Here is a 26,628-nt window from a genome sequence, read left to right as displayed (position 1 = left end):
CCGTCACCGAGCGCGGGGGAAGTGGTTTCGGACCTGCACGCTTTGTTTACAGGCCAAAAGTTGACAGATCGACCGCTGCATCAAGGCTGTCTAGCTTCGGCATGGATCAACTCTTCGAGGTGCTGAGCCATGCTGCTTGCCGAGGTTCTTCTCAACTATCCGGCCCCTTGCCTGTTGGCTGTCGTGGCGCTCGTGCTGCTGGCGCGCATCGCCTACGGCAACCCCGAAACCTAGAGTCCCGGCGCTTCTCAGCGCGTCGCCAGCGGGTTGCAGCTGGCCAGATCGACCTCGCCGACGAAGCTGTTGGCGTGGCCCTGGACACAGGCGATGCGCCGATTGCGCCAGATTTCCCATTCGCTGACCGGGTATTGCCGGCTCCAGGCGTCGTACAGGCGCCGGTCCTGTTTCGACAGGCGCAGGCCGTAGCGCTGGCTCATGTACAGATAGATCCGGGCGATGGCGCCACGGGTATGTTCCGGCGGCATTGCGGTGCGCTGGCGAAAGTCCACCACGAACGGGCAGGCGCCGTACTGGTGCGGCTTCTGCGGCAACATGCCGAAACCGTAGTTGCTGCGATCGCCATTCACCTCACCGACCACCGGCACCAGGTTGTGCAGGTCGGCTTCGGCCTTGCGGAATACCGGATCGCTGCGCTCGCAAGCCTTGCGCCCGCCCTCCTTCCAGCATTGGCGCTGGTGGCCGATGACCCAGGCCGGCACCACGTGTTCCCACTCCACCCGTTCGGCGCGCTTGGGCTGCTTGCGCGGCTCGTAACCGCAGCTGGCCAGATCGATGCGGTTGCCCTCAAAGCGACAGCCGCAATAGAAGTCCACGGGACGCTCGGCATAGAGGGCCCAGGCGATCTTCTTCGCCTCGCGAAAGCTGCGCGGCGGTTCGGCATGCAGGGGGGAGATGGTGAGCAGGAGCAGCAGGACAACGGCGATGCGCAACATGAAGAGACTCGACGACCCGTGACGAGCGCCTCCCTGCGCGGCCGGCATCCTACCTGCGAGCGCAGACAAAGTCCCGCCTGATCGCCCGGCGCCGGAGGTCCCTGGCGCGGTATTCCCGCCCTGTAGGAAAGTCGCCTGCAGGCTACCCGGCGGCGCCCCTGAACCGCGTGCAGCGGCGCCGCGCAGTGCTTGCGCTGGTGGGCAGTGCCGCCGGGTTTGCGACCTTTCTGGGGAATCCTTGGAGCGAATGGCGCCTTCTTGTGGTCCATGCCTGTGTAACCGAAGCGGCATGGCCTGCTTCGGCGCACTGTCGGCGGCAGCCGTCGCCGGCAGGGTGGAAGCAGTACGTCGATTGAGCATCGGACGTTAAGGGAGCAGTTGTGGCTTTTTTCCCCCTGGATCAGCCAGCCCAACCAGAACAGGACAGCGCCTCGTCGCGTGGCGTACCGGCTGGCGTACGTGCCGGGCGGATGCCTCGGTTGCGGGCACAGGCTTTCGCTCTAGGTGCCGCCGCGCTGCTGCTGAGCGCCTGTGCCACGGTCGAGCCCGAACCTGCGCAGCTGTCCTTCGCTCTGCCGGCCGAGTTTGCTGCGCATCCGGGCGAGGCGTTCGCCGGGTCGGAGCACTGGTGGCAAGGCTTTGGCGATGCGCGCCTGGACCAGTTCGTCACGACCGCGCTGCAGAGCAATCCGGCGCTCGCCCAGGCCCTGGCGCGGGTGCGCATCGCCGAGGCGCAGGCGCGGGTGAGCCGCGCCGATCGCTGGCCACAGATCAGCCTGGGTTCGACCCATGCGCGCCAGCGGCAGAACCTCGAAGGCATGCTTCCAGGGCTGGAAGGCTCGCTGTTGAGCAACAACCACGACCTGACGCTGGATGTCAGCTGGGAGCTGGACCTGTGGGGGCGGCTGGCGGCGATGTCGGCGGCATCGCGCACGGATTTCCTGGCCAGCGCCGAGCGCTTGCGCGGCATGCGCCAGTCGGTGGCGGCGCAGGTCGCCCAGCTGTACTTCGAGATCGTCCATGCCCGCGCCCAGGTCGACCTGTCGACGCGCACGGTCGAGGTGCTGCAGGAGATGGCGCGGCAGATCGACAACCGCGTGGCGGTGGGCATCGCTTCGCCGGCCGACGCCATGCTCGCCAATGCCAACCTGGAGTCCGCCCGCGCAGGGCTTGAGCAGCGCAGCGAGGCGCTGCAGCGCAGCCTGCGCCAGCTCGAAGTGCAGCTGGGTGGCTATCCACTCGGCACGCTGCAGACCAGCCAGCAGCTGCCGCCGATTCCTGCGCCGCCCGCGACCGGTGTACCCGCCGAGCTGCTGGCGCGGCGGCCGGATGTCCGCGCGGCCGAACTGGCAGTGCGCAGCGCCGGCTATCAGCTGGGTGCAGCCGAGCGATCGCTGTTGCCCTCGATTGCGCTGAGCGGCTCGGGCGGCTTTTCCAGCAGCGAGCTGTCCGATCTGTTCGGCAGCGACACGCTGATCTGGTCGATTGCCGGGCGGATTCTGCAGCCGGTATTCCAGGGCGGCCGGCTGGTTGCCCAGGTGGACATTGCCGGCGGTCAGCGCGAAGAGGCCCTGCACGCCTATGGCGAGACGGCGCTGACGGCCCTGGCGGAAGTCGAAAGCGCGCTGGTGGTGGAGAAGCTGCTGGCACGTCGCGAGCGCGCGCTGGAGGCCTCCGCCAGCGCCGCGGAGCAGGCGGTGACGGTGTCGTTCAACCGTTATCTGCAAGGCATCGACCCCTTCCTCAACGTGCTCGAGAGCCAGCAGCGTGCGCTGGATGGGCGCAGCGCCCAGATCAGCGCTCATCACGCGCAGCTGGAAAACCGCATCGCGCTGCATCTGGCCCTCGGCGGCGGCTTTGACGGCGCCGCGGTGAACACCCGCGCGACTTCCACTCCTCCGGCCGCGACTGATGCCGGCCCCGACCCGGTCTCCAACCCATGACCCACCTGATCGAACGTCTGCGCACGCTTTCCTTCGCCCTGCTGCTGTTGAGCCTCGCCGCCTGTGGCAATGGCGACAGCCCCGACCCGCAGGAGGCGAACAGGGAAGCCGGCACCCCGCAGGAGCTGGTCGAGGGATCGCCGAGCATCAGTGTCAGCGTCACGCCGGTGGTGCGTCGCCAACTGCAGGCCTGGGTCTACAGCCAGGGCACGGCGCGCTCGCGCCAGCGCGAATTTCTCACCTTCACCCAGCAGGGCATGGTCGCGCACGTCGACCCGCAGTTGCGCGTCGGCAGCCCGGTGAAGGCTGGCCAGGTCATCGCCTACCAGGCCCCGGAGCGGGTCCGCGCCGAGCTGCAGGCGGCCAGGGCAGCGCAGGCCGAGGCCGAGGCGAACCTGGCGCTGGCCAAGGTGACCCAGCGCCGCTATGAAACCCTGATCGCGCAGCGTTCGGCGTCGCAGCAGGAACTCGACGAAGCCAGGGTGCGGGTCGAGCAGGCGGTGGCTGCGCGCGACAGTGCCCGCGCCCAGGTGGCGCAGGCGCAGGTCGGTGTCGACGAATCGCGCCTGGTCTCGCCGATCGATGGCGTGCTGGCCCGGCTGAACATCGAGAAGGGCCGCTACTTCATGCCCAGCACGGTGCAGACCAACACCGAGCAGAGCGCGCTGCGCACCGTGCCGGCTCTGGTGATCGATCCGCATCGCTTCGAGGTCAGCGTCGATCTGCCGGCCTATGAATTCCGCCGCATCCGCAGCGGCGCGCGCGCGGTGATCGGCGGCTCGGCGCCGGTGGGCGGCGACGATGCCGACCCGCTGGCGCTGCGCGACGGCATTGCCGGCCAGGTCTATGCAATCAGCCCGTCGATCGATCCGGACACCCGCACCTTCCAGGTGCTGGTGCATACCGAGGGTAGCAATCCCGGCCTGCAGGACGGCGAGTTCGTCGCCGTCTGGATCGCCGAACCGGCGCTGGAGAATGCTCTTGCGGTGCCGGCCGAGGCGATCCGCTATCGCGCCGATCAGGCCTTCGTGTTCGTCGTCGATCCGGCCAGCGGGCGGGTCAGCGAGCGACGCCTGGAGCTGGGCCAGCAGGCGGACAACTACCGCGCGGTGATCGAGGGCGTCGAGGAAGGCGAGCGGGTGGTCACCGATGGCCGCGCGGCGTTGCACGACGGCCAGCGCGTGCGCGTGCTGCAGACGGCGGGAGGTGCGCGGTGAATCCGTCCGGCGAAGAACCCGCGAGCGCGGCGGAAAGCGCGGAAGTCCGCAACGCCCACCCGCTGGCGCGATTCTTCTTCCTGCAGCCGATCTTCGGCACCCTGCTGGTCGCCACCCTGTTGCTCGGTGGCCTGATGGCCTATCTGCAGCTGGTCAAGGAATCGCTGCCGGATCTGGACATTCCCCAGGCCACCATCACCACCACCTGGCCCGGTGCCGACCCGCAGACCATGGAGGAGCAGGTCACCGACCTGATCGAGGACGAGGTCACCACGCTGCAGGGCGTGCGCAAGGTCAACAGTGCCTCGTTCGACTCCTTCTCGATCATCTCGGTCGAGTTCGACGCTTCGGCTGAAACCCTCGACGCCATGACCCGGCTACGCGCCGCGGTGGCCGACGCCGAAGCCGAGCTGCCCGCCGACGTGGAGCGGCCGACCATCAAGCAGGCGTCGGTCGACGACCGACCGATCTTCACCTTCACCCTGCACGGCGCCAGCGGCTCGGCGCTGATGAACCAGCAGGCGCGGCGGATTCGTGATGCGCTGGAGCGTATCCCCGGCGTCGACGAGGTAGACATCGGTGGCGAGCGCGAGGAGATCGTGCAGATCCTGCTGCGCCCGGAGCGGCTGCTGGCGCTGGGACTGTCGCCCTCGGCGGTGCGCAATGCGGTGCAGCAGGCCAACATCGAGCAGCCGTTTGGCGAAATCCGTAGCGATGACATCGGCGCGGTGGTGCGTCTGGAAGGCCGCTTCCGCGATGTGAAGGATCTGCGCGCGCTGCCGATCGCGCGCTTCGGCAGCGCCGGCGCCAGCCGCGCGGTGCGCCTGGACGAGGTGGCGTCGGTGCGGCGCATGCAGGAAACCGAAACCACTCGCGCCTTCTTCAGCGACCGTGGCGAGGCCTTCGAGCCGTCGCTGGAGCTGTCGGTGCGCAAGATGCCCGGCGCCGACACCGTGAAGCTGGTCGAGGCGTTGCGCCAGGCGCTGGCGCAGATGACCGAGGCGGGCGCCTGGCCCGCGGGCCTGGAGTACACCGTGACCCAGGACGAAGCGGCGCAGATCTGGGAGTCGTTGGAGGATGTGTTCATCAGCGCCCTGCAGACCATGGTCATCGTCTTCATCATTCTGCTGCTGACCATCGCCTGGCGCGAGGCCATCGTCGCCGGGCTGTCGGTACCCGTCACCTTCGCCGGCGTGCTGCTGGTGATCCTGCTGATGGGCTATTCGCTCAACGAACTGGTGGTGATCGGCATGGTGATCGCCCTGGTGATGATCGTCGACGTCTTCATCATCCTGATGGAAGGCCTGCACGACGAGATCTACAACCGCGGCCTGAGCTTCGGCCAGGGCGTGTTGGCGACCGTGCGACGCTATGCCGTGCCGGCCTTTGCAGCGCAGCTGACGACCATCCTCGCGCTGGTGCCGCTGATGTCGATCAGCGGCACCGTGGGCGAATTCATCCGCGTGCTGCCGACCACCACCGTGGTCTGCCTGGTGCTGTCGTTCATCGTCGCGATGCTCTGTTCGCTGCCGCTGTCGCGGCTGCTGCTCGGCCGCCAGCGCAAGCTCGACGGCGCGCGCAAAGCGGGACTGTCCGACCGGGTATCGAACTGGGCGGTGGAGCGGCTGGAAGGCTGGAATACCCGCTGGGTGGTGCGCAGTCGCGGGCAGGCGTGGCTCTGGCTGTTCGCCGCCCTGGCGTTGTTCATGGTGTCGATGCTGGCCTTCTCCCAGGCGCGGGTCGAGCTGTTCCCACCCACCGACGGCGAGCGCCTGGGGATCAACATCGAGCTGCCGCCTACCGCGCAACTGGCCTATGCCCAGGAGGTGGCGGACGAAGTCGGCGCACTGCTCAAGGACAAGCCCTACTTCGAAAGCGTGGTCAAGCTGGTCGGCCTGAAGAGCCCGTTTGCAGGCGGCTCGGTGGCCGCCGCGCTGCAGCCCAGCGAGGCGGAGAACTTCGTCGGCTTTTCAGCCATCTTTCGCCCGCGCGACCAGCGCGATGCCGAGTCCCACGAGCTGGCCGAGGCGCTGCGCCGCGAGCTGTCGGAATACCTGCAGGGGCGGGTGCCCGCCGCGCAGTTGCTGGTAGTACCCGAAAACAGCGGGCCCTCTACCGGCGACCCGATCGAGATCCAGCTGATCGGCAGCGACATGGACCAGTTGCAGGCACTGTCGCGCCAGGTCCAGGGCCTGCTGATGCGCACGCCAGGCACGGTCGACGTACGCGACAACATCGGCATGCTCAAGCCGCAGCTGGCACTGCGCCCGGACCGCGAGGCAGCGGACTACTTCGGCATCGGCCATGGCGATCTCGCCTCGCAGCTGCGTATCGCCTTCAGCTCGGACGAGGTCGGCACCTTCGTCACCGAGAGCGGCACCGACAACATCGACATCCGCCTCGGCACCGAGTGGCCCAGCCGCCCCGGCGAAGCCGGCGGGCCGCGCAACACCGACGAGCTGGCGCGGGTGCGCGCCTTCAGCGAGGACGGCCGCTCCTTCGCCCTCGGCCAGTTGCTCAAACCGGTGCAGTCGGAGGCGGCCATCGCTATCTCCCACGTCGACGGCGAGCGCGCGCTGACGGTGATGGCGAAGAACGAGGGCCGCACGGTCACCGAGATCGTCGCCGACATCGCCCCGGAGCTCGAGGCCATGCAGGCGCAATGGCCGAGCGGCTATCGCGCGGTAATCGGCGGCGAGTCGGCCGACACCACCGAAACCTTCTTCTCGGCGCTGGTGGCGCTGGTGATCGCGGTGGTGCTGGTGGTCGGCGTGCTGGTGCTGGTGTTCAGCAGCTTCCGCCAGGCGATCATCATCTTCGTCACCATGCCGCTGGCGGTGATAGGCGCGGCGCTGGGCTTCTGGGCCTTCGACATCACCTTCTCGTTCTTCGCCATGATCGGCCTGGTCTCGCTGATCGGCATCGCCATCAACAACGGCATCATCATGGTCGACACCATGAACGGCTACATACAGGAAGGCATGAGCATCGCCGAGGCAGCGGCGGCAGGCGCGGCCCGACGCTTGCGCCCGCTACTGACCACCGCCATCACCACCATCGTCGGCCTCGCCCCGCTGGCGATCAGCAGCGCCTACTACCGACCGCTGACGCTGGTGATCATCTTCGGCCTGATCTCGGTCTCGGTGCTGGCGCTGTTCGTAGTGCCGGCGCTGTTCCTGCTGCTGACGCCGGCCGACGCGGGGCAGCCGAAGTCGCTGGATTGAGGGGCTAGCAGAGGACGATTCAGAACGCTGAAAACGAAGAAGCCCCGCATCGCGGGGCTTCTTTTATATGGTGCCGGCACCAGGAGTCGAACCCGGGACCTACTGATTACAAGTCAGTTGCTCTACCAGCTGAGCTATACCGGCGGCTTTCGCAAGCGCGCCATTATAGCGATCTCGATTCTGCTGTAAACCACGGCGCGTGCGAGCGTCTGGCGCGGGCTTATGCACAATTGCAGTGATGGCGCCGGGAAATTGCCTGGTTTTTGTGCGCTTGCGCACGGCGAAACGCAAGTTGCTGTTTCTATTGCTTTTTCTACAAATATCGAAACAACGCTTGCGCGCCTGGAAGCCAGAGCCGGCAAGGCTTGCGGCAATCTGCCCAGATTCTTTCAACAGAGTTATCCACAGGCTGGCCGCTGCGCCAGTAGCAGAAGGTTGCGCGGACTCAGGCGGTATTCGCAGAAGCGACCCAGGCGCACCTCATAGCCGCGCTCCTGCAGGTACAGGGCGCGGTCGAGCAACAGCCAGATCTCCAGCGGGCGGCGGAACAGGCCGCGCAGCAGTTCCAGGTTGCGTACCTGGGCCAGGCGTTGCCAGCCGGCGGCTTCGTACTGCGCCCAGGGTTGTTCGCCGGTCAGCGCTAGCTGTTTGAGCGCCGCCAGGTGCCGGCAGTACTCGGCGAAAGGGCGGCCCAACCAGGCCACTTCTAGCGAGGGAGTCGGCAGGTAGTCGTCGCTACCGCGCAGTTGCCGCTGCAGCAGATCGAAGCCGAGCCGCCAGGCCATCGACTGGTCGCGCTGGCGACGGGTGCGGGCGCCGGCGGTGACGGTTTCGCTCAATGGCAGGGCCAGGTCATCTCGATCCAGGCGCAGGCTGGATTCGTTCGCCGGTTGCGATAGCGCCTGGTACCGGGCGTCGCGGGTGCGGTTGTAGCAGCAGGGCGCGACGGCGAGCTGCGGGCTGCCGGCGGCGCTGGCGACCTGCAGCAGGCGTACGTGCAGATCACCGCAGGCGTGCAGGGCCACCGCAGTGGTGGCGTCGTTGAGGTGTTGCTGCACGTCGGCAGCCATCACGTCCTGCTGCGCATGGACGGCGCAATGACCGTGGCGTTGGCTCAGCGACTCACCGGCACTGCACAGCGCGGCATCCCACTCCAGGCAGGTCAGCGTCGCACCGTCCTGGGCCAGCCAGCGACCGAGATGCCCCTTGCCGGCGCACCAGTCGAGCCAGTGCCGGGGCGCTCGGTCGAAGTCGAGGGCCGCGGCAAAGGCCTGGATCTGTTCCAGCTTGCGCCCGGGTACATCGACTGCCAGACGCGGATTACGCGCGGCGACTACCTGCTGCGGCAGTTCGCCGACCGCGCTCAGACGGGCACTGATCTGCGCCAGCTGCGGAAATGGTGCGGGAGCATCCAGGCATTCGGGCGAGTTATGCGCCTGCTCGGCCTGCGTCAGGCTGCGGGCGCGCAACCAGTCGGCAAGCTCCCGATGCCCGGCTTCCCACGGCAGCTGCAGGTGATGAAACGGCCTGGGCCGCCAGAGTTGCTGGTGCTCCACGAGGAAGGCGTCGAGCGCCCGGAAGCGCTCGGCCAGCTGCTCGCCGGCGAGTACCGCGGCCATGCTCAGCGGCCCTGCAGCGCGTCCACCCGCAGCCAGCGTTCGAGCAGGCGGAAGGCCTGTACCAGGACGAAGGAGATCAGCAGGTAGAACAGGCCGGCGGCGAAGTAGATCTCGGTCGACAGGTAGTTGCGCGAGATGATCGTCTGCGCCATGCCGGTCAGCTCCATCAGGGTGATGGTGCTGGCCAGGGCGCTGGCCTTGAGCATCAGGATCACTTCGTTGCTGTAGGCCGGCAGGCCGATCCGCGCCGCGCGCGGCAGGATGATGTGGCGCATCGACTGGGCATAGGACATGCCCAGGGCACGTGCTGCCTCGATTTCGCCCTGGGGCACCGCGCGAATGGCACCGCGGATGATTTCGGCGATATAGGCGGCGGTGTGCAGGGTCATGGTGACCACCGCGCAAACGAAGGGCTCGCGCAGGCCGGGGATGGTGAAGTCCAGCGCCCAGCGGTGGAAGCCCAGGTCGAGGGTGGTCTGCACGTGGCTGCCGGCCCAGATCGCACTCTCGCGCACGGAGTCGAACTGCGACAGCCCGTAGTAGAGCAGGAACAGCTGCACCAGTAGCGGCGTGCCGCGGAAGAAGAAGATGTAGACGTAGGGCAGTGCGCCGATCCAGATGTTGCCGGAGGCCCGGGCGATGCCCAGCGGCAGGGCGAGAATTAGCCCGACGACCACCGAGATGCCGACCAGCTCCAGGGTCAGCAGCGCACCCTCGAACAGGCGCGGCAGGCTCTTGTAGACCGCATCCCAGCGCACGTCGGCGGTGACGCCGTAGAGAATCGCGGCGATCAGGCCGAAGAACAGCAGCCAGGGCCAGATGGCCTTGAGTACACGGGTCATCGCGCGGCCCTCGTGAAGCCACGGCCGGCACGTTTTTCCAGGAAGTGCATGACCAGCATCGAGGCCACCGTGAGGCTCAGGTAGAGCCCCGCGGCTGCCAGGTAGAAGGTGAACGGCTGCTTGGTGAAGGACACCGCGATCTGCGCCTGACGCATGATTTCGGTGAGACCGATGACCGACACCAGGGCAGTGTCCTTCATCAGGATCATGAACAGGTTGCCCAGGCCGGGCAGCGCCATGCGCCACATCTGCGGCAGGATCAGTCGCCAGAAGATCCGCGGCGAAGACATGCCCAGCGCCAGCCCGGCCTCGCGATGGCCGCGCGGCACCGCCAGCAGCGCGCCGCGAAAGACCTCGGTGGCATAGGCGCCGAAACACAGACCAAGCGCCAGGGTGCCGGCGGCGAAGGCGCTGATCGCCAGGTTAGGCCGGCCGATCAGCTGGCCGATCTGCAACAGCAGACTGCTGGTGCCCAGGTAGATCAGCAGTACCCAGATCAGCTCCGGTACGCCGCGAACGATGGTCGAGTAGCCGCCGCCGATCCAGCGCAGCGGCAACGAGGAAGAAGTCTTGGCCAGTGCGCCGGCCAGGCCGAGCACCAGGCCCAGCGCCAGCGAGGAAAGCGCCAGCGCAATGGTCATGAGCATGCCGGCGAGGAGTACGCCGCCGAAGCCGTTGAGATCGAAGGTCATGGGGGCCTGTCAGCCGGCGCGACCACTGGGGTCGCGCCGGCACACGGTCAGTAGATGTCGAAGGGGAAGTACTTGTCGTTGATCTTCTTGTAGGTGCCGTCGGCGACGATTTCCTTCAGCGCCGTGTTCAGCTTCTCGAGCAGCGGGTCGCCCTTGCGTACGGCGATGCCGATCTTGTCGTTGTCGAACACCGGTTCACCCTTGAATTCGAAGTCCTTGCCGGCGTCGCTCTTGAGCCATTCCCAGTTGACGAACTTGTCTGCCAGCACCGCTTCGACGCGGCCGGAGGCGAGGTCCAGGTAGGCGTTCTCGTTGGTGTCGTAGAGCTTCACCTCGACGGTGTCGCCGAGGTTTTCCTCGAGCCAGGTGCCGGCGATGGTGGCGCGCTGCGCACCCACGACCTTGCCTTTGAGGGCAGACTTGTCGGTGCTGAAGTCCTGGCCCTTGCGGGCGACGAACTGCAGGCCATTGGTGTAGTAGGGGTCGGTGAAGTCGACGGCTTCCTTGCGCTCGTCGGTAATCGACATCGAGGCGGCGAGGAAGTCGAACTTGCGCGCGTTGAGCGCAGGAATGATGCCGTCCCAGCTGGAGGTGACCACCTCGCACTCGACCTGCATCTTCTCGCACAGGGCCAGGGCGATGTCGACGTCGAAGCCGGTGACCTTGCCATCCTTCTCGATCATGTTGAACGGGGGATAGGCGCCCTCGGTGCCGATGCGGACCTTGTCGCCGCCTTCGTCCGAGCAGCCGGCGAGTGCGAGAACCGCGGCAACCAGCAGGGTCTTGAATTGAGCTTTCATTGAGTGGTGCTCCGTCAGAAATTGCTGGACATGAACTGTTTGCAACGTGCCGACGCAGGATTGCCGAACACCTGCTCGGGCGTGCCCTGCTCTTCCACCAGACCCTGGTGAAGGAACACCACCTGGCTGGAAACCTGGCGGGCGAAATTCATTTCGTGGGTGACCAGCAGCATAGTCCGGCCCTCGTCGGCCAGCGCGCGGATGACGTTAAGCACTTCCTGTACCATTTCCGGGTCGAGCGCCGAGGTCGGCTCGTCGAACAGGATGACCCGCGGCTGCATGGCCAGGGTGCGGGCAATCGCCGCGCGCTGCTGCTGGCCGCCGGAGAGCTGGTTGGGATAGACGTGACGCTTGTCGCCGATGCCGACCTTGGCCAACAGCGCTTCGGCCACTTCGATGGCTTCGGCCTTGCTCTGGCCCAGTACCCGGCGTGGCGCTTCGATGATGTTGTCGAGCACGGTCATGTGCGGCCAGAGGTTGAAACTCTGGAAGACGAAGCCGACCTGGCTGCGCAGGCGGTTGATCTGGCGGTTGTCCGCGGCGATCAGTTCGCCGTTGCCCGAGGGTTTCAGCTTGAGTGCCTCACCGGCCACCAGAATCTCGCCCTGGTGCGGGTTCTCCAGCAGGTTGATGCAGCGCAGCAGGGTCGACTTGCCGGAGCCTGACGAACCGAGGATCGAGATGACGTCACCGTCCTGGGCGCTGAGCGAGATGCCCTTGAGCACCTCCAGCTCGCCATAGCGCTTGTGCAGGTTGCGAATTTCCAGTGCCGGCGTGGCCTCGGCCATCGGTGCTTCTCCAGGTTTTCGGGTTACATCCGTGCTTGCAAAAAAGGGGCCCTACCTGGCAAGCGCGCAAAACTAGCACGCTCGCGCAGGGGCGCCAAGCCGTTGCGCTCAGTCCTTCGACACCTCGCCGGGTGGCTCGCTGGAGAGCATTTCATCGTGTTCCTCCATGCGCCAGGGCAGGCTGCCGGGCGAGATGTGCAGGAAGTGCAGGTACTTCTCGAACTGGTCGAGGATGTCGCTGATCACGTCCTGCCCGTCGTAGCCAAAGATGTCGTAGGACTGGCCGCCGCGGCGCAGGAACACCTCGGCACGATAGTAGTGTTCGTCGCCTTCGGCACTGCGCGGCTGGGCAAAGGCCGGCATGGCGTAGGCAATCAGGCGAATCTCATAGATGAAGTCCAACTGGTCGTCCTTGATCACTTCCAGATAGACCCGGTTGTTGGCGGCATCGTCGTGCACTTCGGCAGGCCAGCCCTCCTCGCGCAGGGCGCGCTTGACCCGTTGCATGCTGCGCTGCACCGGGCCGTTGATGAAGGCCTCCACTTCGCTGCGCTCGGGAAAGCGCACCAGCCCGGCCAGGCGCTTCTTCCACAGCCCGGGACCTGCGTTGCTGGCCAGGCGGCTGCCCTGCATCTGCTGACGCAGGCTCACCTGGTTGTGCCCTTCGATGACCAGCGCCCGCCACATGCCGACCGCCGCCAGCATCATGATCAGGGCAAAGGGCAGGGCGCTGGCGATGGTCATGGTCTGCAGCGCGTCCAGCCCGCCGGCGAGCAGCAGCGTGGCCGCCACCGCGCCTTCGGTGGTGGCCCAGAACACCCGTTGCCACACCGGGGTATAGCTGGCGCCGCCGGCCGCCAGCGAGTCGATCACCAGGGAGCCCGAGTCCGAGGATGTCACGAAGAAGGTGATGATCAGCAGCACCGCGATGAAGGAGGTGATCGAGCTCAGCGGCAGCCGTTCGAAGAGCTGGAACAGCGCGACCGCATGGTTCGCCTGGACCTCGCCGATCAGCGAGCTGTAGCCCTCGACCATGATCAGGTGCAGGGCGGTGTCGCCGAAGATCGAGAACCACATGAAGGTGAAGGTGGTCGGTACCAGCATCACGCCGAAGACGAACTGGCGGATGGTCCGGCCGCGGCTGATCTTGGCGATGAACAGCCCGACGAAGGGTGACCAGGCGATGGTCCAGCCGAAGATGAACAGTGTCCAGTTGCCGATCCAGTCGCTGCGCGTGTAGGCCTGCAAATTGAAGGTGCGCTCGATGATGTTGTTCAGGTAGGCGCCGGTGTTCTGCAGGAAGGTTTCGAGGATGAAGATGCTCGGGCCGACGAGGAACACGAACGTCATCAGCGCGATCGCCAGCAGCATGTTCAGCAGCGACAGGTTCTTCACTCCGCGATCCAGGCCGGCAGCGACCGAGGCGATGGCCAGCCCGGTGATCACCACGATGGCGACGACCTGCACCTGCGCGTTGATCGGTATCTGCGGCCAGAGGTAGTTCAGCCCGGTGTTGATCTGCGTGACCGACAGACCGAGGGTGGTGGCGATGCCGAACAGGGTGCCGAGGATGGCGAAGACGTCGACCAGATGGCCGATCGGGCCATAGATACGCTCGCCAATCAGGGGGTAGAGCGCCGAGCGCATCGACAGGGGCAGGCCGTGGCGGAATGAGAAGTACGCCAGCACCAGGCCGACCAGTCCGTAGATCGCCCAGATGTGGAAGCCCCAGTGGAAGAAGGCGATCTGCATCGCCTGCTTGGCGGCGTCCACCGTCTCTGGTGCGCCAGCCGGTGGTGTGGCGTAGTGCAGCACCGGTTCGGCAACGCCGAAGAACAGCAGGGCGATACCGTAGCCGGCGGAGAACAGCATGGCGAACCAGGCGGGAAAGCTGTACTGCGGTTCGGCATGGTCCGGGCCGAGCTTGATCCGGCCCCAGCGAGTGCAGGCGATGCCGACGGTGAAGACCAGGAAGAACGCGACCGCCAGCATGTAGAACCAGCCGAAGGTGCGGGTGATGAACGCCAGGGTCTGTTCGAAGAACAGTTTCGCCAACTCGGGATTGCTGGCGGTGCCGATCACCAGTAGCAAGGTGATGATCACGGCAGGTAGGAACACCGGCACGAGGATCACGGCGCGGGGAAGTCTGCTGGTTTCGCTCATGTCTTGCTCCTTGGTTCTTCTCGTGCGCCCTGCTGGCGGCTATGGATGTGAGGCTCCGGTGTCGCTAGGGTTCGATGGAGTTTTTGCGCTGAATGAAGTTCGTCCGTGGCGGTTGCCCAAGGCGTCCGGCGTCTGGACCGTTCCGATTTGTCGCCAGGCAGCCCGGCGTTGAAGACTACCAGGCCGGCTCCAGTCGGTGCCGACGCAGGATCGCGGGGATGGTGCCGTCCTCGATCAACTGATCGAGCGCGTCGCTGAAGCGCTGGAACTGCGCCGCGTCGACGCTGGCGCGCGACAGGCCGATGCCGTAGGCGACTTCGCCGAGCTCGCCCGCCTCGCGTACGCCGGGCAGGCGTTCTTCGTCGATCAGATACCAGGCGACATCCTGGTTGGCCACCACTATGCCGTCCTCGCCGAAGCGCCCCGAGTCGAGCATCTTCAGCAAGCGTCTGTTGTCCGGCGTCAGGTGCACGGTCACCCCGGGCACCTGCTGCAGCGTTTGCGAAAGCACATAGGAGGTGCCGGAAGGGCCGTAGACGCCGATGGTGCGATTGGCCATGTCCTGCGGGCGGTGATAGACGAAAGGACTCGATTCGCGCACGTAGAGGCTGTACTTGGACTTCACCAGCATGCGGGTGATATGGAAGCGTGCCTCGCGCTCCGGCGACTGGATCACCGTGAAGATGCCATCCGCGTCGCCATTCTCGGCCTCGATCAGCGCGCGTCGCCAGGGCAGCAGCTCGATCGGGCAGTCATAGCCCATGCGCGCACAGGTCGCCGCGACCACCTCCACCAGTGGCCCGGCCGCCTGTTTCGGGTCGTCACGGGCGGCGTAGGTGAAGGGCGGAAAGTCCTCGGTGACGAAGCGCAGCTGACCGGCCTGAGCCGTGCTGCCGAGCAGCAGCGTGAAAAGCAGGATGGAAAGATGTCTGAGCATTCAGCGTCCCTGACTACCGTACTGCGAGCGAGCCATGCAGCCTGCCTGTGCGAAACCTGAGTCGCCAAGCATAGACGCTGGACCTGGAACTGCCGCTTCGGCGTCGCTCGCAGCTACGCCGAAGTTGTTCGCGCCGAGTCATCGGTTGGCTTTCACGTTGCTGCTGAGTTTTTTTGGGTGCAGCGCCGGGGGGCAGACTTCAGGGGAGAAGCTGAAATCGCGAGAGCCTTTCGCTACGCCGCCCGATGCCGTCTCCGGGAGCTAAGGCGCCCGACTCTATAGCAGTTTGATGCCAAAGCACGGACCCAGGGCCGGCCAATGAGGCCGCCGGGCATCGCCGAACCGGCTGTGCCCCTGAGGGAGCCAGGGCCTACAGGGGAGTGATGGGGAAATTCAGGCAACAAAAAACCCGCACTAGGCGGGCGTCTTGGGGGGCTTTCGGGTGGTTTTGGCACCACCTGAAATCAATAGATGGTGCCCAGGGACGGAATCGAACCGCCGACACGGGGATTTTCAATCCCCTGCTCTACCGACTGAGCTACCTGGGCAACGGGGCGCCATTAAACGGATTTGGCTTTTGACTGTCAAGCGAGCGGCGGAAAATATTTAGGCGGGACGGGCGTTTAGCCGTCCCGCCGCTCCGTTTCAGGCGCTTGGCGGGACGTAGCCTTCGGCCTGGGCGTATTCCTCGCCGGAGAGGAACTTGTCCATTTCCTGCTGGAGGAACTTGCGGTCCTCGACGTTCATCATGTTCAGCCGGCGCTCGTTGATCAGCATGGTCTGGTGCTTCTGCCACTCGTCCCAGGCCTGGCGCGAGACGTTGTTGAAGATGTCTTCGCCCTTGGCGCCCGGGTACGGAGGACGGTCCAGGCCCGGCAGTTCCTGTTTGTGCTTGCGGCAGTTGACGGTGCGGGTCATGGGATTTCTCCTGCGGTCAGTTCGGCGGCGGCGCGCTTGAGCAGTGTCTTGACCGGAGCGGCAAGGCCCAGGCGCGGCGGGGTGGCGAGGTTATACCAGAGCCAGTCCGCCTCGGCCACGCGCTCGCCGTCGACGCTGGCCGGTATCAGCCAGGGCTCGATGGCCAGCTGGAAGTGGCTGAAGGTATGTGTCAGCCCCTTCAGTTCGTGGGCTTCGCCCAGCGCCAGGCCGTGGCGCTCGGCAAGCGCTGCCAGCTCTTCCAGGTCTTCCAGCTCCGGCAGGCTCCACAGGCCGCCCCAGAGCCCGCTGGAGGGCCTGCGGTAGAGCAGGATCTCGCCGGCGGGGTTGACCAGCAGCGGCATCAGGGTGCGCTTCTGCGGCAGAGCCTTGCGCGGCTTGCTGACCGGCAACTGCTGTTCCAGGCCGAGCAGCTGCGCGCGACAGCCGTCGCGCAGCGGACAAAGCAGGCAGCTGGGCTTGCTGCGGGTACAGAGGGTGGCGCCCAGGTCCATCATCGCCTGGGTGTAGTGGTTGACCCGCGTCTGCGGGGTGAGGCGCTCGGCAACCTGCCAGAGCTCGCGCATGGCCGCCGGCTCGCCGGGGTATTCCCGCAGTGCCAGGTAGCGCGCCAGCACGCGTTTGACGTTGCCATCGAGGATGGGCGCGCGCAGGCCCATGCTCAGGCTGGCGATGGCGCCCGCCGTGGAGCGGCCGATGCCCGGCAGCTCGGCAAGCTTCTCGACGTCGCGGGGAAACTCGCCGGCATGCTCGGCGACGATGATCTGCGCAGTCTTCTGCAGATTGCGCGCGCGGCTGTAGTAGCCCAGGCCGGTCCACAGATGCAGCACCTCGTCCTCGGCGGCGGCGGCCAGCGCCTGAACGTCGGGCAGTGCCTCGATGAAGCGGTCGAAATAGCCGAGCACGGTGCCGACCTGGGTCTGCTGCAGCATGATCTCCGAGACCCAGACCCGATACGGATTGATGCCCTGCTGCCAGGGCAGATCCTTGCGCCCGTGCAGGTCGTACCAGGCCAGGACTGCCTGGCCGAACTGCTCGGGGCTCATCGGTTGAACAGACCCTTGAGTGCGTCCTTCAGCTCGGGGCTGACCTTCTCGCCGAGTTTCTCCTCGATCTTTTCACTGAGCTTGTCGCCAGCCAGACGCGCGGCAACCTTGCCGATGCCGTCCTGGTCGATGCGGCAGGCCTTGGCGCCGAGTTCCAGTGGACCACGGCAGCGCAGCGGCCACTCCAGGCCGACATAGCGCTCGTTGACCTGACAGGCCTCGTCCGGCATCTCGCGCTGGTCGCCCTCGATGATGATGCCGACGCGGTAGTCCATGCCCAGCACGCGCAGATCGAGGTCGCCGTTGCCATTGACCGTCAGGCCGGGGATGCGCGCCTTGAGGTCGGGGTTGGTGGCCACGCCGTTGCGGATCTGCAGGCTGCCGCCGAGATCCTTGAACGGCGTGTCACGGCCGCGACCTTCGCCGGACAGGCTCTTGCGATTGAGGGTGGCGATGGCGGTACACAGTTGCTGCTCGAGATTGGCGTCGACCAGCATGCCGTCGCTGACCAGGAAGCTGGCGTTGCCGTTGAGGTTGTCGACCCAGGCCTGCTGGCTGTTGCCGCTGGTGGTGAGGCGCGCATCCAGATTCAGTCGGCCCTTCATCGGCGCCGGCTGACCGTCGCTGGCGAGGAACGGCTCGACCTGCAGACGACTGATCTTTGTCTCCAGATTGAGCTCGGGGGGGGTGGGACGCAGGTCGATCTTCGCGTTGGCGTCGATGCTGCCCTGGTAGGCGTCGGCGCGCAGGCGCTCGAGGGTGATCACGGCGGACTTGCCGCGCGCCTTGAGCTCGACGTTCTCCAGCAGGTGCTCGGCGATGCGCAGGCTGCCCAGGGTGACGCCAGCCTGCAGGTCGAGGTTGCGCAGGGTCTGCAGCGGCAGCACCGGCTCGTTGCTCCAGGCTTGTCGGCTCGGTGAGCTGGGCAGGTTGGTGCTGCCGCTCTGGCCGGCGGCGGCGACGGTTTCGCGCACTTCCGCCTTGCGGATGGTCTCGGCGCTGTCGGCGGCTTTCGGCGGCAGGTAGCGGTCCAGGTCGAGCTTGTCGCCCTTGAGCTGCAGGCGCAGGGCCTGAGTCGTGAAGTCGCTGACTCCCAGGTTGCCGGTGAAGGTGCTGTCGTCCAGTTTCAGGGTCAACTCATCGAAGCCGACGCTGTTCTGGGTTCCGCTCAGGCGTGAGGCGAACTCGAAATGGGTCAGGGTCTTGGCGTCGGCGGTGGGCGGCAGCGGCTGGCCGATACCGGTGAGGAATTCGCGCAGATCGAAGGCGGCGATCGACAGGTTGCCGCTCAGTTGCGGCTTGCTTTCCAGGTCGCGGATCTTGAGTTCGCCGAGCGCGCGCAGCTGGTTGGCGGAGAGTTTCAGACCGCTCAGTTCGGCGACCTGCGCCGCCTGGTCGAGCAGCAGCTGGCCTTGCAGTGCGTAGGTGAGGGTCTTGCCCTGCAGCGGTTCGCCAGATGCTTCGCCAGACAGGCGCATGTCGGTCAGTTGATAGCGCTTGAGTGCGCGGTCGAAACGCAGCAGGCCTTCAAGCTCGGTGCGCGCGCGCATGACCGGCTGGTTGGTGCCGAAGAAGGCGCTGAGCTTGACCGGGATTTCGCTGCCTTCGCGGATGGCGCCGGTCTTCAGCTCGATGCCTTCGACGTTGAACTGCTTGCCGCTGCGGGCGTCGCGGTAGTCGACGCGGGCGTTGTTGACCGACAGGCTGTCGATGTCGAGGCGGATCGGCGCGCGCTCGGCCTGAGTGGTTTGCTGCGGCTGCTCTGCGGTGGGTTCTGCCGGGGCTTCGGTGGCCGCGCTGGCCTCGGCCGGGCGGCCGATGTCTTCCCAGTTGCCACGACCCTGTTCGTCGCGCAGCAGGTTCAGGTTGAGCCCCTCCACGCGAATGTCGCTCATCTGTACTTCGCGGCGCAGCAGCGGCATCACCCGCACCGACAGCCCGAGCATGTCGAGATCGGCGAAGGGCGCGTCGGGGGTGGCGGCGCTGGCAAGAGTGGCGTCATGCAGTTCCAGGCCCAGCCAGGGGAACAGGCTCCAGCCGATCTCGCCGTTGAGGGTCAGTTCGAGGTTGGCCTTGTCGCGCGCCAGGGCGCGGATCTCGTCCTTGTAGTCGTTGGGATCGAACAGGTGGGTGAGGGCGAAACCCAGGGCAACCACGAGCAGCAGCAATCCGAGAATGAGCAGCCCGAGCAGTTTGCCAAACGCTTTCATGACGAATCCTTGTGGTGACGACGGGTGAAAAATGGCGGAGCGCGAGTATAACCCCGCTGCGAACGGCTTCACGATCCTGGCCTGCCCGGTTCAGAAGGCGGCGGCGACGCGCTCGGCGATGGCCAGGCTGGCGGTGAGCCCTGGCGATTCGATGCCGAACAGGTTGACCAGTCCGGGCAGCCCGTGAATCGCGGCAGTTTGGATGAGAAAGTCGGCGGCCGGTTCCCCCGCACCGCTCAGCTTGGGCCGGATGCCGCTATAGCCGGCGCTCAGGCGCGCCGGGTCCAGCGTCGGGAAATAACGGCGGATGGCGCTGGCGAAATCAGCGGCAAGGGCCGGGTCCACCCGGTAGTCGATGTCGTCCAGATAGCGCACGTCGGGGCCGAAGCGCAGTTGCCCGCCCAGGTCGAGGGTGGCGTGGATACCCAGGCCTGCGGTATTGGCCTCCGGCATCGGGTAGATCAGATGGCGAAAGGGCGCGCGCCCGGCGTAGCTGAAGTAGCGGCCCTGGCACAGATGCAGCGTGGGAACCTGCTCGGCTGCAAGCCCGTCGGTCTGCCGTGCCAACTGCTGGGCGAACAGGCCGCCGGCGTTGACCACCTGCTGGCTGCGCAGGCTGAAGGCCTCGCCGCCGCTGACGCCCTCGGCGATCCAGCTGCTGCCGTCACGCCACAGCCGCTCTATCCGTGTGTCCAGCACCAGCTGCGCGCCCTGGCTTTCGGCGGCGGCGAGCAGCGATTGCATATAGGCGTGGCTGTCGATGATCCCGGTGCTGGGCGAGAGCAGGGCGGCGACGCCGCGCACCGCCGGTTCCAGGGCGTGCAGGCGGGCGCCGTCGAGGGGCTGCAGATCCGTCACACCACAACGCTCGGCATTGCTCGCCAGTCGCTCCAGCGCGGCGCGTTCGTCATCCTCCACCGCCACCAGCAGCTTGCCGATGCGCGCGAAAGGCACCTGGCGCTCAGTGCACCAGGCGTACAGGCGTTCGCGCCCTTCCAGGCACAGCTCGGCCTTGAGCGAGCCGGGCGGGTAGTAGATGCCGGCGTGGATCACCTCGGAGTTGCGACTTGAGGTGTGGCTGCCGAGCAGCCGCTCGGCCTCGACGATCAGCGTGCTGCGGTCGTTGCGCGCCAGGCGCGCGGCACAGGCCAGGCCGACGGCGCCGGCGCCGATGATCAGGGTATCGATGCTATCCATCGTGGTTTCAGATGCGTTCCAGCGGCAGTTGGCAGCGCGCGGCCATGGCCTGGCTCTCCAGATGATCGAGCGGCGCCGCCAGGTGTAGCGGCTGGCCGGCTTCGGTAGCCAGCCGGCGGGCTTCGTCGAGCAGGCGGCGAGCCACGCCGCGGCCGCGGGTGACCTTGCGTACGCAGATGTGCGACAGGCGCCAGCGGTCGGCGAACTTCTCCAGCAGCGCGGCACCGAGCAGGCGATCGTTGAAGCGCCCGGCGATCAGGGTGGCGTCCGCCAGTGCCGTGTCGATCAACGCTTCGGCACTGGCGTGCGGGGTGAGCAGCCAGTCGGGCGCGTCGGCGTAGATCTTCGCCAGGTCGGTGCGATCCTGCGGGCTGGGTTGGGTGACGGATTCGACGTAGATGGGCATGGCGACCTTGCTGCGCTGCGGCGGGAAGCGGGCAAGCATAGCGCCATACGCCCGGCGTGCGCAGTGTTGGTGGATGGCTTCGTCCACCCACCCTACAGCCTCCGATACTGTTGAAGCGCCCGCGTGAGCACAGGCACCGGGGGCGCTGCGCGTCCCGCAGACGCAGAGCGGTTCCCACGCGAAGCCTGGGAACGCTCAGAGGTGCCGATTGGTAGGGTGGACAATGGCGCAGCCTTGTCCACCCGCTGTCGAGGACGGTCCCGGTCTCGGCCGCTACTGCAGCCGATGCCGGTCGTGCAGGAAACTCAGCACCGCCGCCCGGTAGTGGTTGTAGCGTGGGTCGTCGGCAAGGGCGATGCGGTCGCGCGGGCGTGGCAGGTCGACGCTGAGGATCTCGCCGATGGTCGCCGAGGGGCCATTGGTCATCATCACGATGCGGTCGGACAGCAGTACCGCTTCGTCGACGTCGTGGGTGATCATCAGCATGGTGTTGCCCAGATCCTTCTGGATCTTCATCACCTCGTCCTGCAAGTGCGCGCGGGTCAGGGCGTCGAGGGCGCCGAAGGGCTCGTCGAGCAGCAGCACCTTGGGCTTCATCGACAGTGCGCGGGCGATGCCGACGCGCTGCTTCATGCCGCCGGAGATTTCCTGCGGGTACTTGTCCAGCGCGTGGCCCATGTTCACCAGACGCAGGTTGTGCTCGATCCACTCGCGCCTTTCGCTGCGACTCATGCTGCGCTTGAACAGCTTGTTCACCGCAACCGCGACGTTCTCGTAGACGGTCAGCCAGGGCAGCAGCGAGTGGTTCTGGAACACCATGCTGCGATCCGGTCCCGGTCCGCGCACTTCCTTGCCGTCGAGGATGACGCCGCCCAGGCTCGGGTCGAGCAGGCCGGCGACGATGTTCAGCACCGTCGACTTGCCGCAGCCGGAGTGGCCGATGATCGAGATGAACTCGCCCTGCTCGACGCCGAGGTTGATGTCCCGGAGCACCTGCGAGGCCAGCTTGCCGCGCACGAAGCTCATGTCCAGGTGTTCGATGGAGAGATAGCTCATGGTCGGATTCCTCAGGCGGCCGGAGCGCCGCGGGTGATGCGCCGGCCGACGAAGGCCACCAGGCGGTCGAGACAGAAGCCGACCACGCCGATGTAGACGAGCGCGAGAATGATGTCGCTGATGCGCGAGGCGTTCCACGCATCCCAGATGAAGAAGCCGATGCCGACGCCGCCGATGAGCATCTCCGCGGCGATGATCGCCAGCCATGACAGGCCGACACCGATGCGCAGGCCGGTGAAGATGTAGGGCGCGGCCGCCGGCAGCATGATGCTGGTGAAGTATTCGATGCTGTTGAGCTGCAGCACCCGGGCGACGTTGCGGTAGTCCTGCGGGATGTTGCGGATGCCCACGGCGGTATTGATGATGATCGGCCAGATCGCGGTGATGAAGATCACGAAGATCGCCGACGGGTGGCTGTCCTGGAAGCCCGCCAGCGACAGCGGCAACCAGGCCAGCGGCGGTACCGTGCGCAGCACCTGGAACAGCGGGTCGAGCCCGCGCATGGCCCAGTCCGACTGGCCGATCAGTACCCCCAGCGCCACCCCGGCGATCACTGCCAGCAGATAGCCGTAGGCGACCCGCTCAAGGCTGGCGAGCAGCTGCCAGGCCAGGCCGACGTCATTGCCGCCGTTGTCGTAGAACGGATCGATGATCAGCTCCCAGGTCTCGCTCAACACCACCGACGGCGGCGGCAGCGCCGCGCCGGGCCCCGAGCAGAGCAGCTCCCAGAGCAGGCCGAGCAGGGCCAGGATCACCACCGGTGGCAGCAGCCGCTGCAGGCCGAACAGGCCGACGGCGGTGGCCATGCGCCGTGCCCGGCCGGGCGTCGGCGGTGCGGATTGCGCGAGGGGCGCGGGGATCTTCACGTTCGCGTTCATGACGAATTCCTCGGGTGGCGCGGGCGGTCAGGCCAGCGCCTTGATGGTCAGGCTGTCGAGATAGGCCTTGGGGTTTTCCGGGTCGAAGACCTTGCCGTCGAAGAAGGTCTCGACCCCACGCGAGGTGGAGGTGGGGATCTGTGCTGCAGGAACGCCCAGCTCGGTCGCCGCGGCGCGCCAGAGATCCTCGCGGTTGACCTTGGCGATCAGCGCCTGGGTGTCGAAGTCCTGCGGCAGGTAGCCCCAGCGCTGGTTCTCGGTGAGGAACCAGAGGTCGTGGCTCTGGAACGGGTAGGAGGCGAAATCGTCCCAGTAGCGCATCTGCTCGGGGCTGTTCTTGACCACCTTGCCGGTGCCGTAGTCGAAGTCGCCGCGCATGCGCTCGACGATGTCCTTGAAGGGTGCACCGATCCAGCGGCGTTTGGCGCAGATCTGCGCGACCTCCTCGCGGTTTTCCGGCTTCTCACAGAATTGCTGGGCTTCCATCACGGCCATCAGCAGCGCCTGGGTGGCATTCGGGTTGGCATCGACGTAATCGGCGCGCAGGGCGAAGGCCTTCTCCGGGTGGTTGTGCCAGAGCTCGCCGGTGGTGTTGGCGGTGTAGCCGATCTTCTGGTTGATCAACTGCTCGTTCCACGGCTCGCAGACGCAGAAAGTGTCCATGCTGCCGACCTTCATGTTGGCGACCATCTGCGCCGGCGGCACGGTGATGGTATTGATGTCGCTGTTCGGGTCGATGCCGCCGGCGGCCAGCCAGTAGCGGATCCACAGGTCATGGGTGCCGCCGGGAAAGGTCATCGCGGCGCTGACTTTCTTGCCGCTGGCCTTCTTCGCCTCCAGCGCCTTCTTGAACTCGCGGGTGTCGAGGCCGACCTTGAGGTCGGCGTATTCCTGGCCGACCGAGATGCACTGCCCAGCAAGATTCAGGCGGGCGAGTATGTACATCGGTACTGGCTGGTTGTTCGGCGTGACCGTGCCGGCGCTGATCAGGTAGGGCATCGGCGAGAGGATGTGACCGCCGTCGATGCCGTTGTTGGCCGAGCCGAGGACGATGTTGTCGCGGGTGGTGCCCCAGGACGATTGTTTGAGCACTTCCACGCCGGTCATGCCGTACTTGGCGAAGAAGCCTTTTTCGTCGGCGACGAACAGCGGCGCGGCGTCGGTCAGGGCGATGAAGCCGAGCTTGGCCTTGGTGGTTTCCAGCGCACCACCTGCGGCCCAGGCGGTGGAGCGACCGGCCAGCGGCATGCCGCCGAACAGGGCGACGCCACCAGCGGCGAGCAGGGAATTCTTGAGAAAGCGACGGCGCGAGGCCATCGAGGGGTTTTCCAGGTCTTCTTTGCTCGGCTTGTCGGTCATGTCCGCTTTCCTCTGGGCGAAAAAAAACGGTGCCACGCAGACCGGCTGGAGCCGGCAGGCGTGGACACCGTTGTCCTGACTGGATTGTGTGGGCGGCTGTGAATCTGCCCTGGCAAGGCATTAGCGAAAGCCGTGCCAAAGGCGCGAGAGTGGTCTGGACAATCGCCCGGCGCAGCGGATTAGTTCAATCCGTTCAGTGGCTTGCGCTCTTCAGTGGCCGCGCTCCGGGGTGGTCGGCACAGGCCGCGAGCGGGCGCTGCGTGACGCCCTGTCGACCGGGTAGGGTTGTTGTCCGTTCGGCGTGCATCGAAAGCGGGCGTGCTGCCTGATTTCAGTGCCGCGCGCGCGGCCGGATCAGCGCTTCATGCTGCTCGCTGAGCGCGAGCAGGCGGCGGGCGACATCCTCGATGCTCAGCCCCTGATCCATCGCTGCCTTGCGCAGCGCGGCATAGGCTTCGCTCTCGCTCAGCTGGCGGTCGCGCATCAGCGTCTGCTTGGCGCGTTCCACCTGCTTGCGCTCGTCCAGCGCACGCCGCGCGTCGTCGAGTTCGTCGCGCAGCACCTGCATGCGCTGGGTCTGGTTCTGCAGAAGCTCGAGGGTGGAGCGGGCGACCATCGAGGTCATTCCGTCCGCGGGTGGGGCGTCCAGATCGCTGGCCTGCACACTGAACAGTCGCGCCTGCTCGGCGGCGGCGTGCATGTCGGCCAAGCCGTCGAGCAGCTTGCGGTGACTGAGCAGGTCCTTGCGAATGCGTCCGATGCTTTCGCCGCAGCGCTGCAGCAGATCCTGCTCCAGGCGTGTTTCGACGTGCTTCATCGCGTCCATGCGCCGGGTGTGCAGCTCGAACCAGAGCTCACACAGATCGGCCGAGAAGCTGTTGTCCGGTCCGGCGCGACGTGCCACCTCGCGCATACGGCAGGCCTGGCTGCCGGCGTCGCTCTCGAGCAGTGCCTGCCAGAGCGCGAGGGCGTCCGGTCCGGCGAAGCGGCAGAAGGTGGCGAAGCAGCGCTCCTGCGCCTCCCAGAGCTGTTCCAGACGCTCAAGCTTGTCGGGCTCGAAGTGGCCGCCGGCGAAGCCGGCAACGCCTATGGCGCGCTCCTGTCCGGCCAGTTCCTTGCCCTGCATGAAGTTGAACAGCGCCACCAGGCTGCGCGTGGTCTCGGGGTCGGCGGCGGTGTCGGCGGCCTCGAACACCACCGCCAGCAGACTGCCAATCAGCCGGATCAGGCTGGCAGTCGCCTCGTGCATGCTCAGGCGATGTTCGCGGATGCGTCGGCGCAGCGCCGGCAGCTCGTCGAGGCCGTGCAGGGCGTAGGCGATGCGGGTGAACAGGCGGGTCTTGTCCGGCCCGCCGATCGCGTCCAGATCGATGCGGGCGAAGCCCTCGCGTACCTCGCGCAGCGCCGCGTCTACCTCGAGGCTGAGCACGTCGAGTTGGGCGCGGTGGTGCGGGGCATTGCCGCTCAGGTAGATGTTCGAGTAGCCGCGTTCCTTCTGCAGCGCATGCACCAGCCGGCTCAGGCGGGTGACCAGCTCGCAGGTCTGCGCCAGGTCTTCCAGGCCCAGCAGCTCGCTGCGCCGTGCGGCCAGCATGAAGCGCAGCGTGGTCGGCAGTTCTCGTTCGCGCATGGTCGGCTCCCCGGTCTCGGTAGGCGCGGCCCTGCAAGATGCAGTCCATACGGCAGGGCGCGTAGCCCCTGGCGGAGGTTTGCACCTATAATGCCGGCCTTTCCGCAAGACACTCTGGAGCTGGTGATGGCCGAACGTACGGCATTCGTCGAGCGCAACACCCTGGAGACCCAGATCAAGGTCTCGATCAACCTGGATGGCACCGGCAAGGCGCGCTTCGACATCGGCGTGCCCTTCCTCGAGCACATGCTCGACCAGATCGCCCGTCACGGCCTGATCGACCTCGACATCGAGTGCAAGGGTGACCTGCACATCGATGATCACCACACCGTCGAAGACGTTGGCATCACCCTCGGCCAGGCCTTCACCAAGGCTATCGGCGACAAGAAGGGCATGACCCGCTACGGCCACTCCTACGTGCCGCTGGACGAAGCGCTGTCGCGCGTGGTGATCGACTTCTCCGGTCGCCCGGGCCTGCAGATGCACGTGCCCTTCACCCGCGCGGTGGTCGGCGGCTTCGACGTCGACCTGTTCCAGGAATTCTTCCAGGGCTTCGTCAACCACGCCCTGGTCAGCCTGCACATCGACAACCTGCGTGGCACCAACACCCACCACCAGATCGAGACGGTGTTCAAGGCCTTCGGCCGCGCCCTGCGCATGGCCGTGACCCTGGATGAGCGCATGGCCGGGCAGATGCCGTCGACCAAGGGTTGTTTGTAGAACCCACCCACC

At 66.4% G+C, this 26,628-nt stretch carries 21 protein-coding genes and 2 tRNA genes; 4 read left to right on the top strand and 19 right to left on the bottom strand.

Going from position 1 to position 26,628, the window contains the following annotated elements:
• Positions 1-248: 248 nt before the first annotated feature.
• Positions 249-953 carry an endonuclease gene (locus DBO85_RS09260; protein ID WP_108106980.1) on the bottom strand — a complete coding sequence of 235 codons (705 nt, stop codon included), beginning with the start codon at positions 951-953 and terminating at the stop codon, positions 249-251.
• A 380-nt stretch (positions 954-1,333) separates the two neighbouring features.
• Between DBO85_RS09260 and DBO85_RS09255 the strand changes: the two genes are divergently transcribed.
• The 3 genes from DBO85_RS09255 to DBO85_RS09245 are packed head-to-tail and all read left to right on the top strand — an operon-like array spanning position 1,334 to position 7,337.
• Positions 1,334-2,896, top strand: a complete 1,563-nt coding sequence (locus DBO85_RS09255; protein ID WP_146168196.1) for an efflux transporter outer membrane subunit — start codon at positions 1,334-1,336, stop codon at positions 2,894-2,896.
• Positions 2,893-4,113 (top strand): efflux RND transporter periplasmic adaptor subunit, encoded by a 1,221-nt coding sequence (locus tag DBO85_RS09250; RefSeq protein WP_108106978.1) that lies wholly within the window; start codon positions 2,893-2,895, stop codon positions 4,111-4,113. Before DBO85_RS09255 ends, DBO85_RS09250 begins: the two co-directional genes overlap by 4 nt.
• On the top strand, positions 4,110-7,337 hold the full coding sequence (locus DBO85_RS09245; protein WP_108106977.1) for an efflux RND transporter permease subunit: 3,228 nt from the start codon (positions 4,110-4,112) through the stop codon (positions 7,335-7,337). The genes DBO85_RS09250 and DBO85_RS09245 overlap by 4 nt, the downstream gene beginning before the upstream one ends.
• A 68-nt stretch (positions 7,338-7,405) precedes the next feature.
• On the opposite strand, the gene DBO85_RS09240 is transcribed toward DBO85_RS09245, so the two are convergent.
• The 18 genes from DBO85_RS09240 to DBO85_RS09155 form a co-directional block, all read right to left on the bottom strand.
• A tRNA-Thr gene (locus DBO85_RS09240) sits at positions 7,406-7,481 on the bottom strand.
• 254 nt (positions 7,482-7,735) lie between these two features.
• The gene (locus DBO85_RS09235) at positions 7,736-8,956 is read right to left on the bottom strand and encodes a methyltransferase (RefSeq protein WP_108106976.1); all 1,221 of its coding nucleotides are present in this window, start codon (positions 8,954-8,956) and stop codon (positions 7,736-7,738) included.
• A 2-nt stretch (positions 8,957-8,958) separates the two neighbouring features.
• The gene (locus DBO85_RS09230; protein ID WP_108107295.1) at positions 8,959-9,714 is read right to left on the bottom strand and encodes an ABC transporter permease; all 756 of its coding nucleotides are present in this window, start codon (positions 9,712-9,714) and stop codon (positions 8,959-8,961) included.
• Positions 9,715-9,794: 80 nt separating this feature from the next.
• Positions 9,795-10,490, bottom strand: coding sequence for an ABC transporter permease (locus DBO85_RS09225; protein WP_108106975.1), 696 nt, complete (start codon positions 10,488-10,490; stop codon positions 9,795-9,797).
• A gap of 47 nt (positions 10,491-10,537) precedes the next feature.
• A complete protein-coding gene (locus DBO85_RS09220; RefSeq protein ID WP_108106974.1) occupies positions 10,538-11,290 on the bottom strand; it encodes an ABC transporter substrate-binding protein in 753 nt (250 codons plus the stop codon).
• A gap of 14 nt (positions 11,291-11,304) precedes the next feature.
• Positions 11,305-12,078 carry an ABC transporter ATP-binding protein gene (locus tag DBO85_RS09215; RefSeq protein WP_108106973.1) on the bottom strand — a complete coding sequence of 258 codons (774 nt, stop codon included), beginning with the start codon at positions 12,076-12,078 and terminating at the stop codon, positions 11,305-11,307.
• A 108-nt stretch (positions 12,079-12,186) separates the two neighbouring features.
• Positions 12,187-14,241 (bottom strand): BCCT family transporter, encoded by a 2,055-nt coding sequence (locus DBO85_RS09210; RefSeq protein ID WP_108106972.1) that lies wholly within the window; start codon positions 14,239-14,241, stop codon positions 12,187-12,189.
• A gap of 175 nt (positions 14,242-14,416) precedes the next feature.
• Positions 14,417-15,178 (bottom strand): substrate-binding periplasmic protein, encoded by a 762-nt coding sequence (locus tag DBO85_RS09205; RefSeq protein WP_108106971.1) that lies wholly within the window; start codon positions 15,176-15,178, stop codon positions 14,417-14,419.
• A 472-nt stretch (positions 15,179-15,650) separates the two neighbouring features.
• A tRNA-Phe gene (locus tag DBO85_RS09200) sits at positions 15,651-15,726 on the bottom strand.
• Positions 15,727-15,823: 97 nt separating this feature from the next.
• A complete protein-coding gene (locus tag DBO85_RS09195; RefSeq protein ID WP_108106970.1) occupies positions 15,824-16,096 on the bottom strand; it encodes an oxidative damage protection protein in 273 nt (90 codons plus the stop codon).
• Positions 16,093-17,160 (bottom strand): A/G-specific adenine glycosylase, encoded by a 1,068-nt coding sequence (mutY, locus tag DBO85_RS09190; RefSeq protein ID WP_108106969.1) that lies wholly within the window; start codon positions 17,158-17,160, stop codon positions 16,093-16,095. Before mutY ends, DBO85_RS09195 begins: the two co-directional genes overlap by 4 nt.
• Positions 17,157-19,370: an AsmA family protein gene (locus DBO85_RS09185; RefSeq protein WP_108106968.1), complete on the bottom strand. Its 2,214-nt coding sequence runs from the start codon at positions 19,368-19,370 to the stop codon at positions 17,157-17,159. Before DBO85_RS09185 ends, mutY begins: the two co-directional genes overlap by 4 nt.
• A gap of 90 nt (positions 19,371-19,460) precedes the next feature.
• Positions 19,461-20,567 (bottom strand): NAD(P)/FAD-dependent oxidoreductase, encoded by a 1,107-nt coding sequence (locus DBO85_RS09180; RefSeq protein ID WP_108106967.1) that lies wholly within the window; start codon positions 20,565-20,567, stop codon positions 19,461-19,463.
• 7 nt (positions 20,568-20,574) lie between these two features.
• Positions 20,575-20,973 (bottom strand): acetyl-CoA sensor PanZ family protein, encoded by a 399-nt coding sequence (locus tag DBO85_RS09175; RefSeq protein WP_108107294.1) that lies wholly within the window; start codon positions 20,971-20,973, stop codon positions 20,575-20,577.
• 273 nt (positions 20,974-21,246) lie between these two features.
• The gene (locus DBO85_RS09170) at positions 21,247-22,029 is read right to left on the bottom strand and encodes an ABC transporter ATP-binding protein (RefSeq protein ID WP_108106966.1); all 783 of its coding nucleotides are present in this window, start codon (positions 22,027-22,029) and stop codon (positions 21,247-21,249) included.
• A gap of 11 nt (positions 22,030-22,040) precedes the next feature.
• Complete coding sequence (gene ntrB / locus DBO85_RS09165) at positions 22,041-22,835, bottom strand: nitrate ABC transporter permease (protein WP_407681462.1); 795 nt, start codon at positions 22,833-22,835, stop codon at positions 22,041-22,043.
• A 99-nt stretch (positions 22,836-22,934) separates the two neighbouring features.
• Entirely contained in the window at positions 22,935-24,266 is a 1,332-nt protein-coding gene (locus DBO85_RS09160) for a CmpA/NrtA family ABC transporter substrate-binding protein (protein ID WP_108106964.1), read from the bottom strand.
• Between the two features lie 331 nt (positions 24,267-24,597).
• The gene (locus DBO85_RS09155) at positions 24,598-25,896 is read right to left on the bottom strand and encodes a nitrate regulatory protein (protein WP_108106963.1); all 1,299 of its coding nucleotides are present in this window, start codon (positions 25,894-25,896) and stop codon (positions 24,598-24,600) included.
• A gap of 126 nt (positions 25,897-26,022) precedes the next feature.
• Between DBO85_RS09155 and hisB the strand changes: the two genes are divergently transcribed.
• Positions 26,023-26,616: an imidazoleglycerol-phosphate dehydratase HisB gene (gene hisB, locus DBO85_RS09150; RefSeq protein WP_108107293.1), complete on the top strand. Its 594-nt coding sequence runs from the start codon at positions 26,023-26,025 to the stop codon at positions 26,614-26,616.
• Positions 26,617-26,628: the final 12 nt, after the last annotated feature.

It is taken from the genome of Pseudomonas mangrovi (assembly GCF_003052585.1).
GTDB lineage: Bacteria > Pseudomonadota > Gammaproteobacteria > Pseudomonadales > Pseudomonadaceae > Aquipseudomonas > Aquipseudomonas mangrovi.
This window is presented reverse-complemented; position numbering and strand designations above follow the sequence as displayed.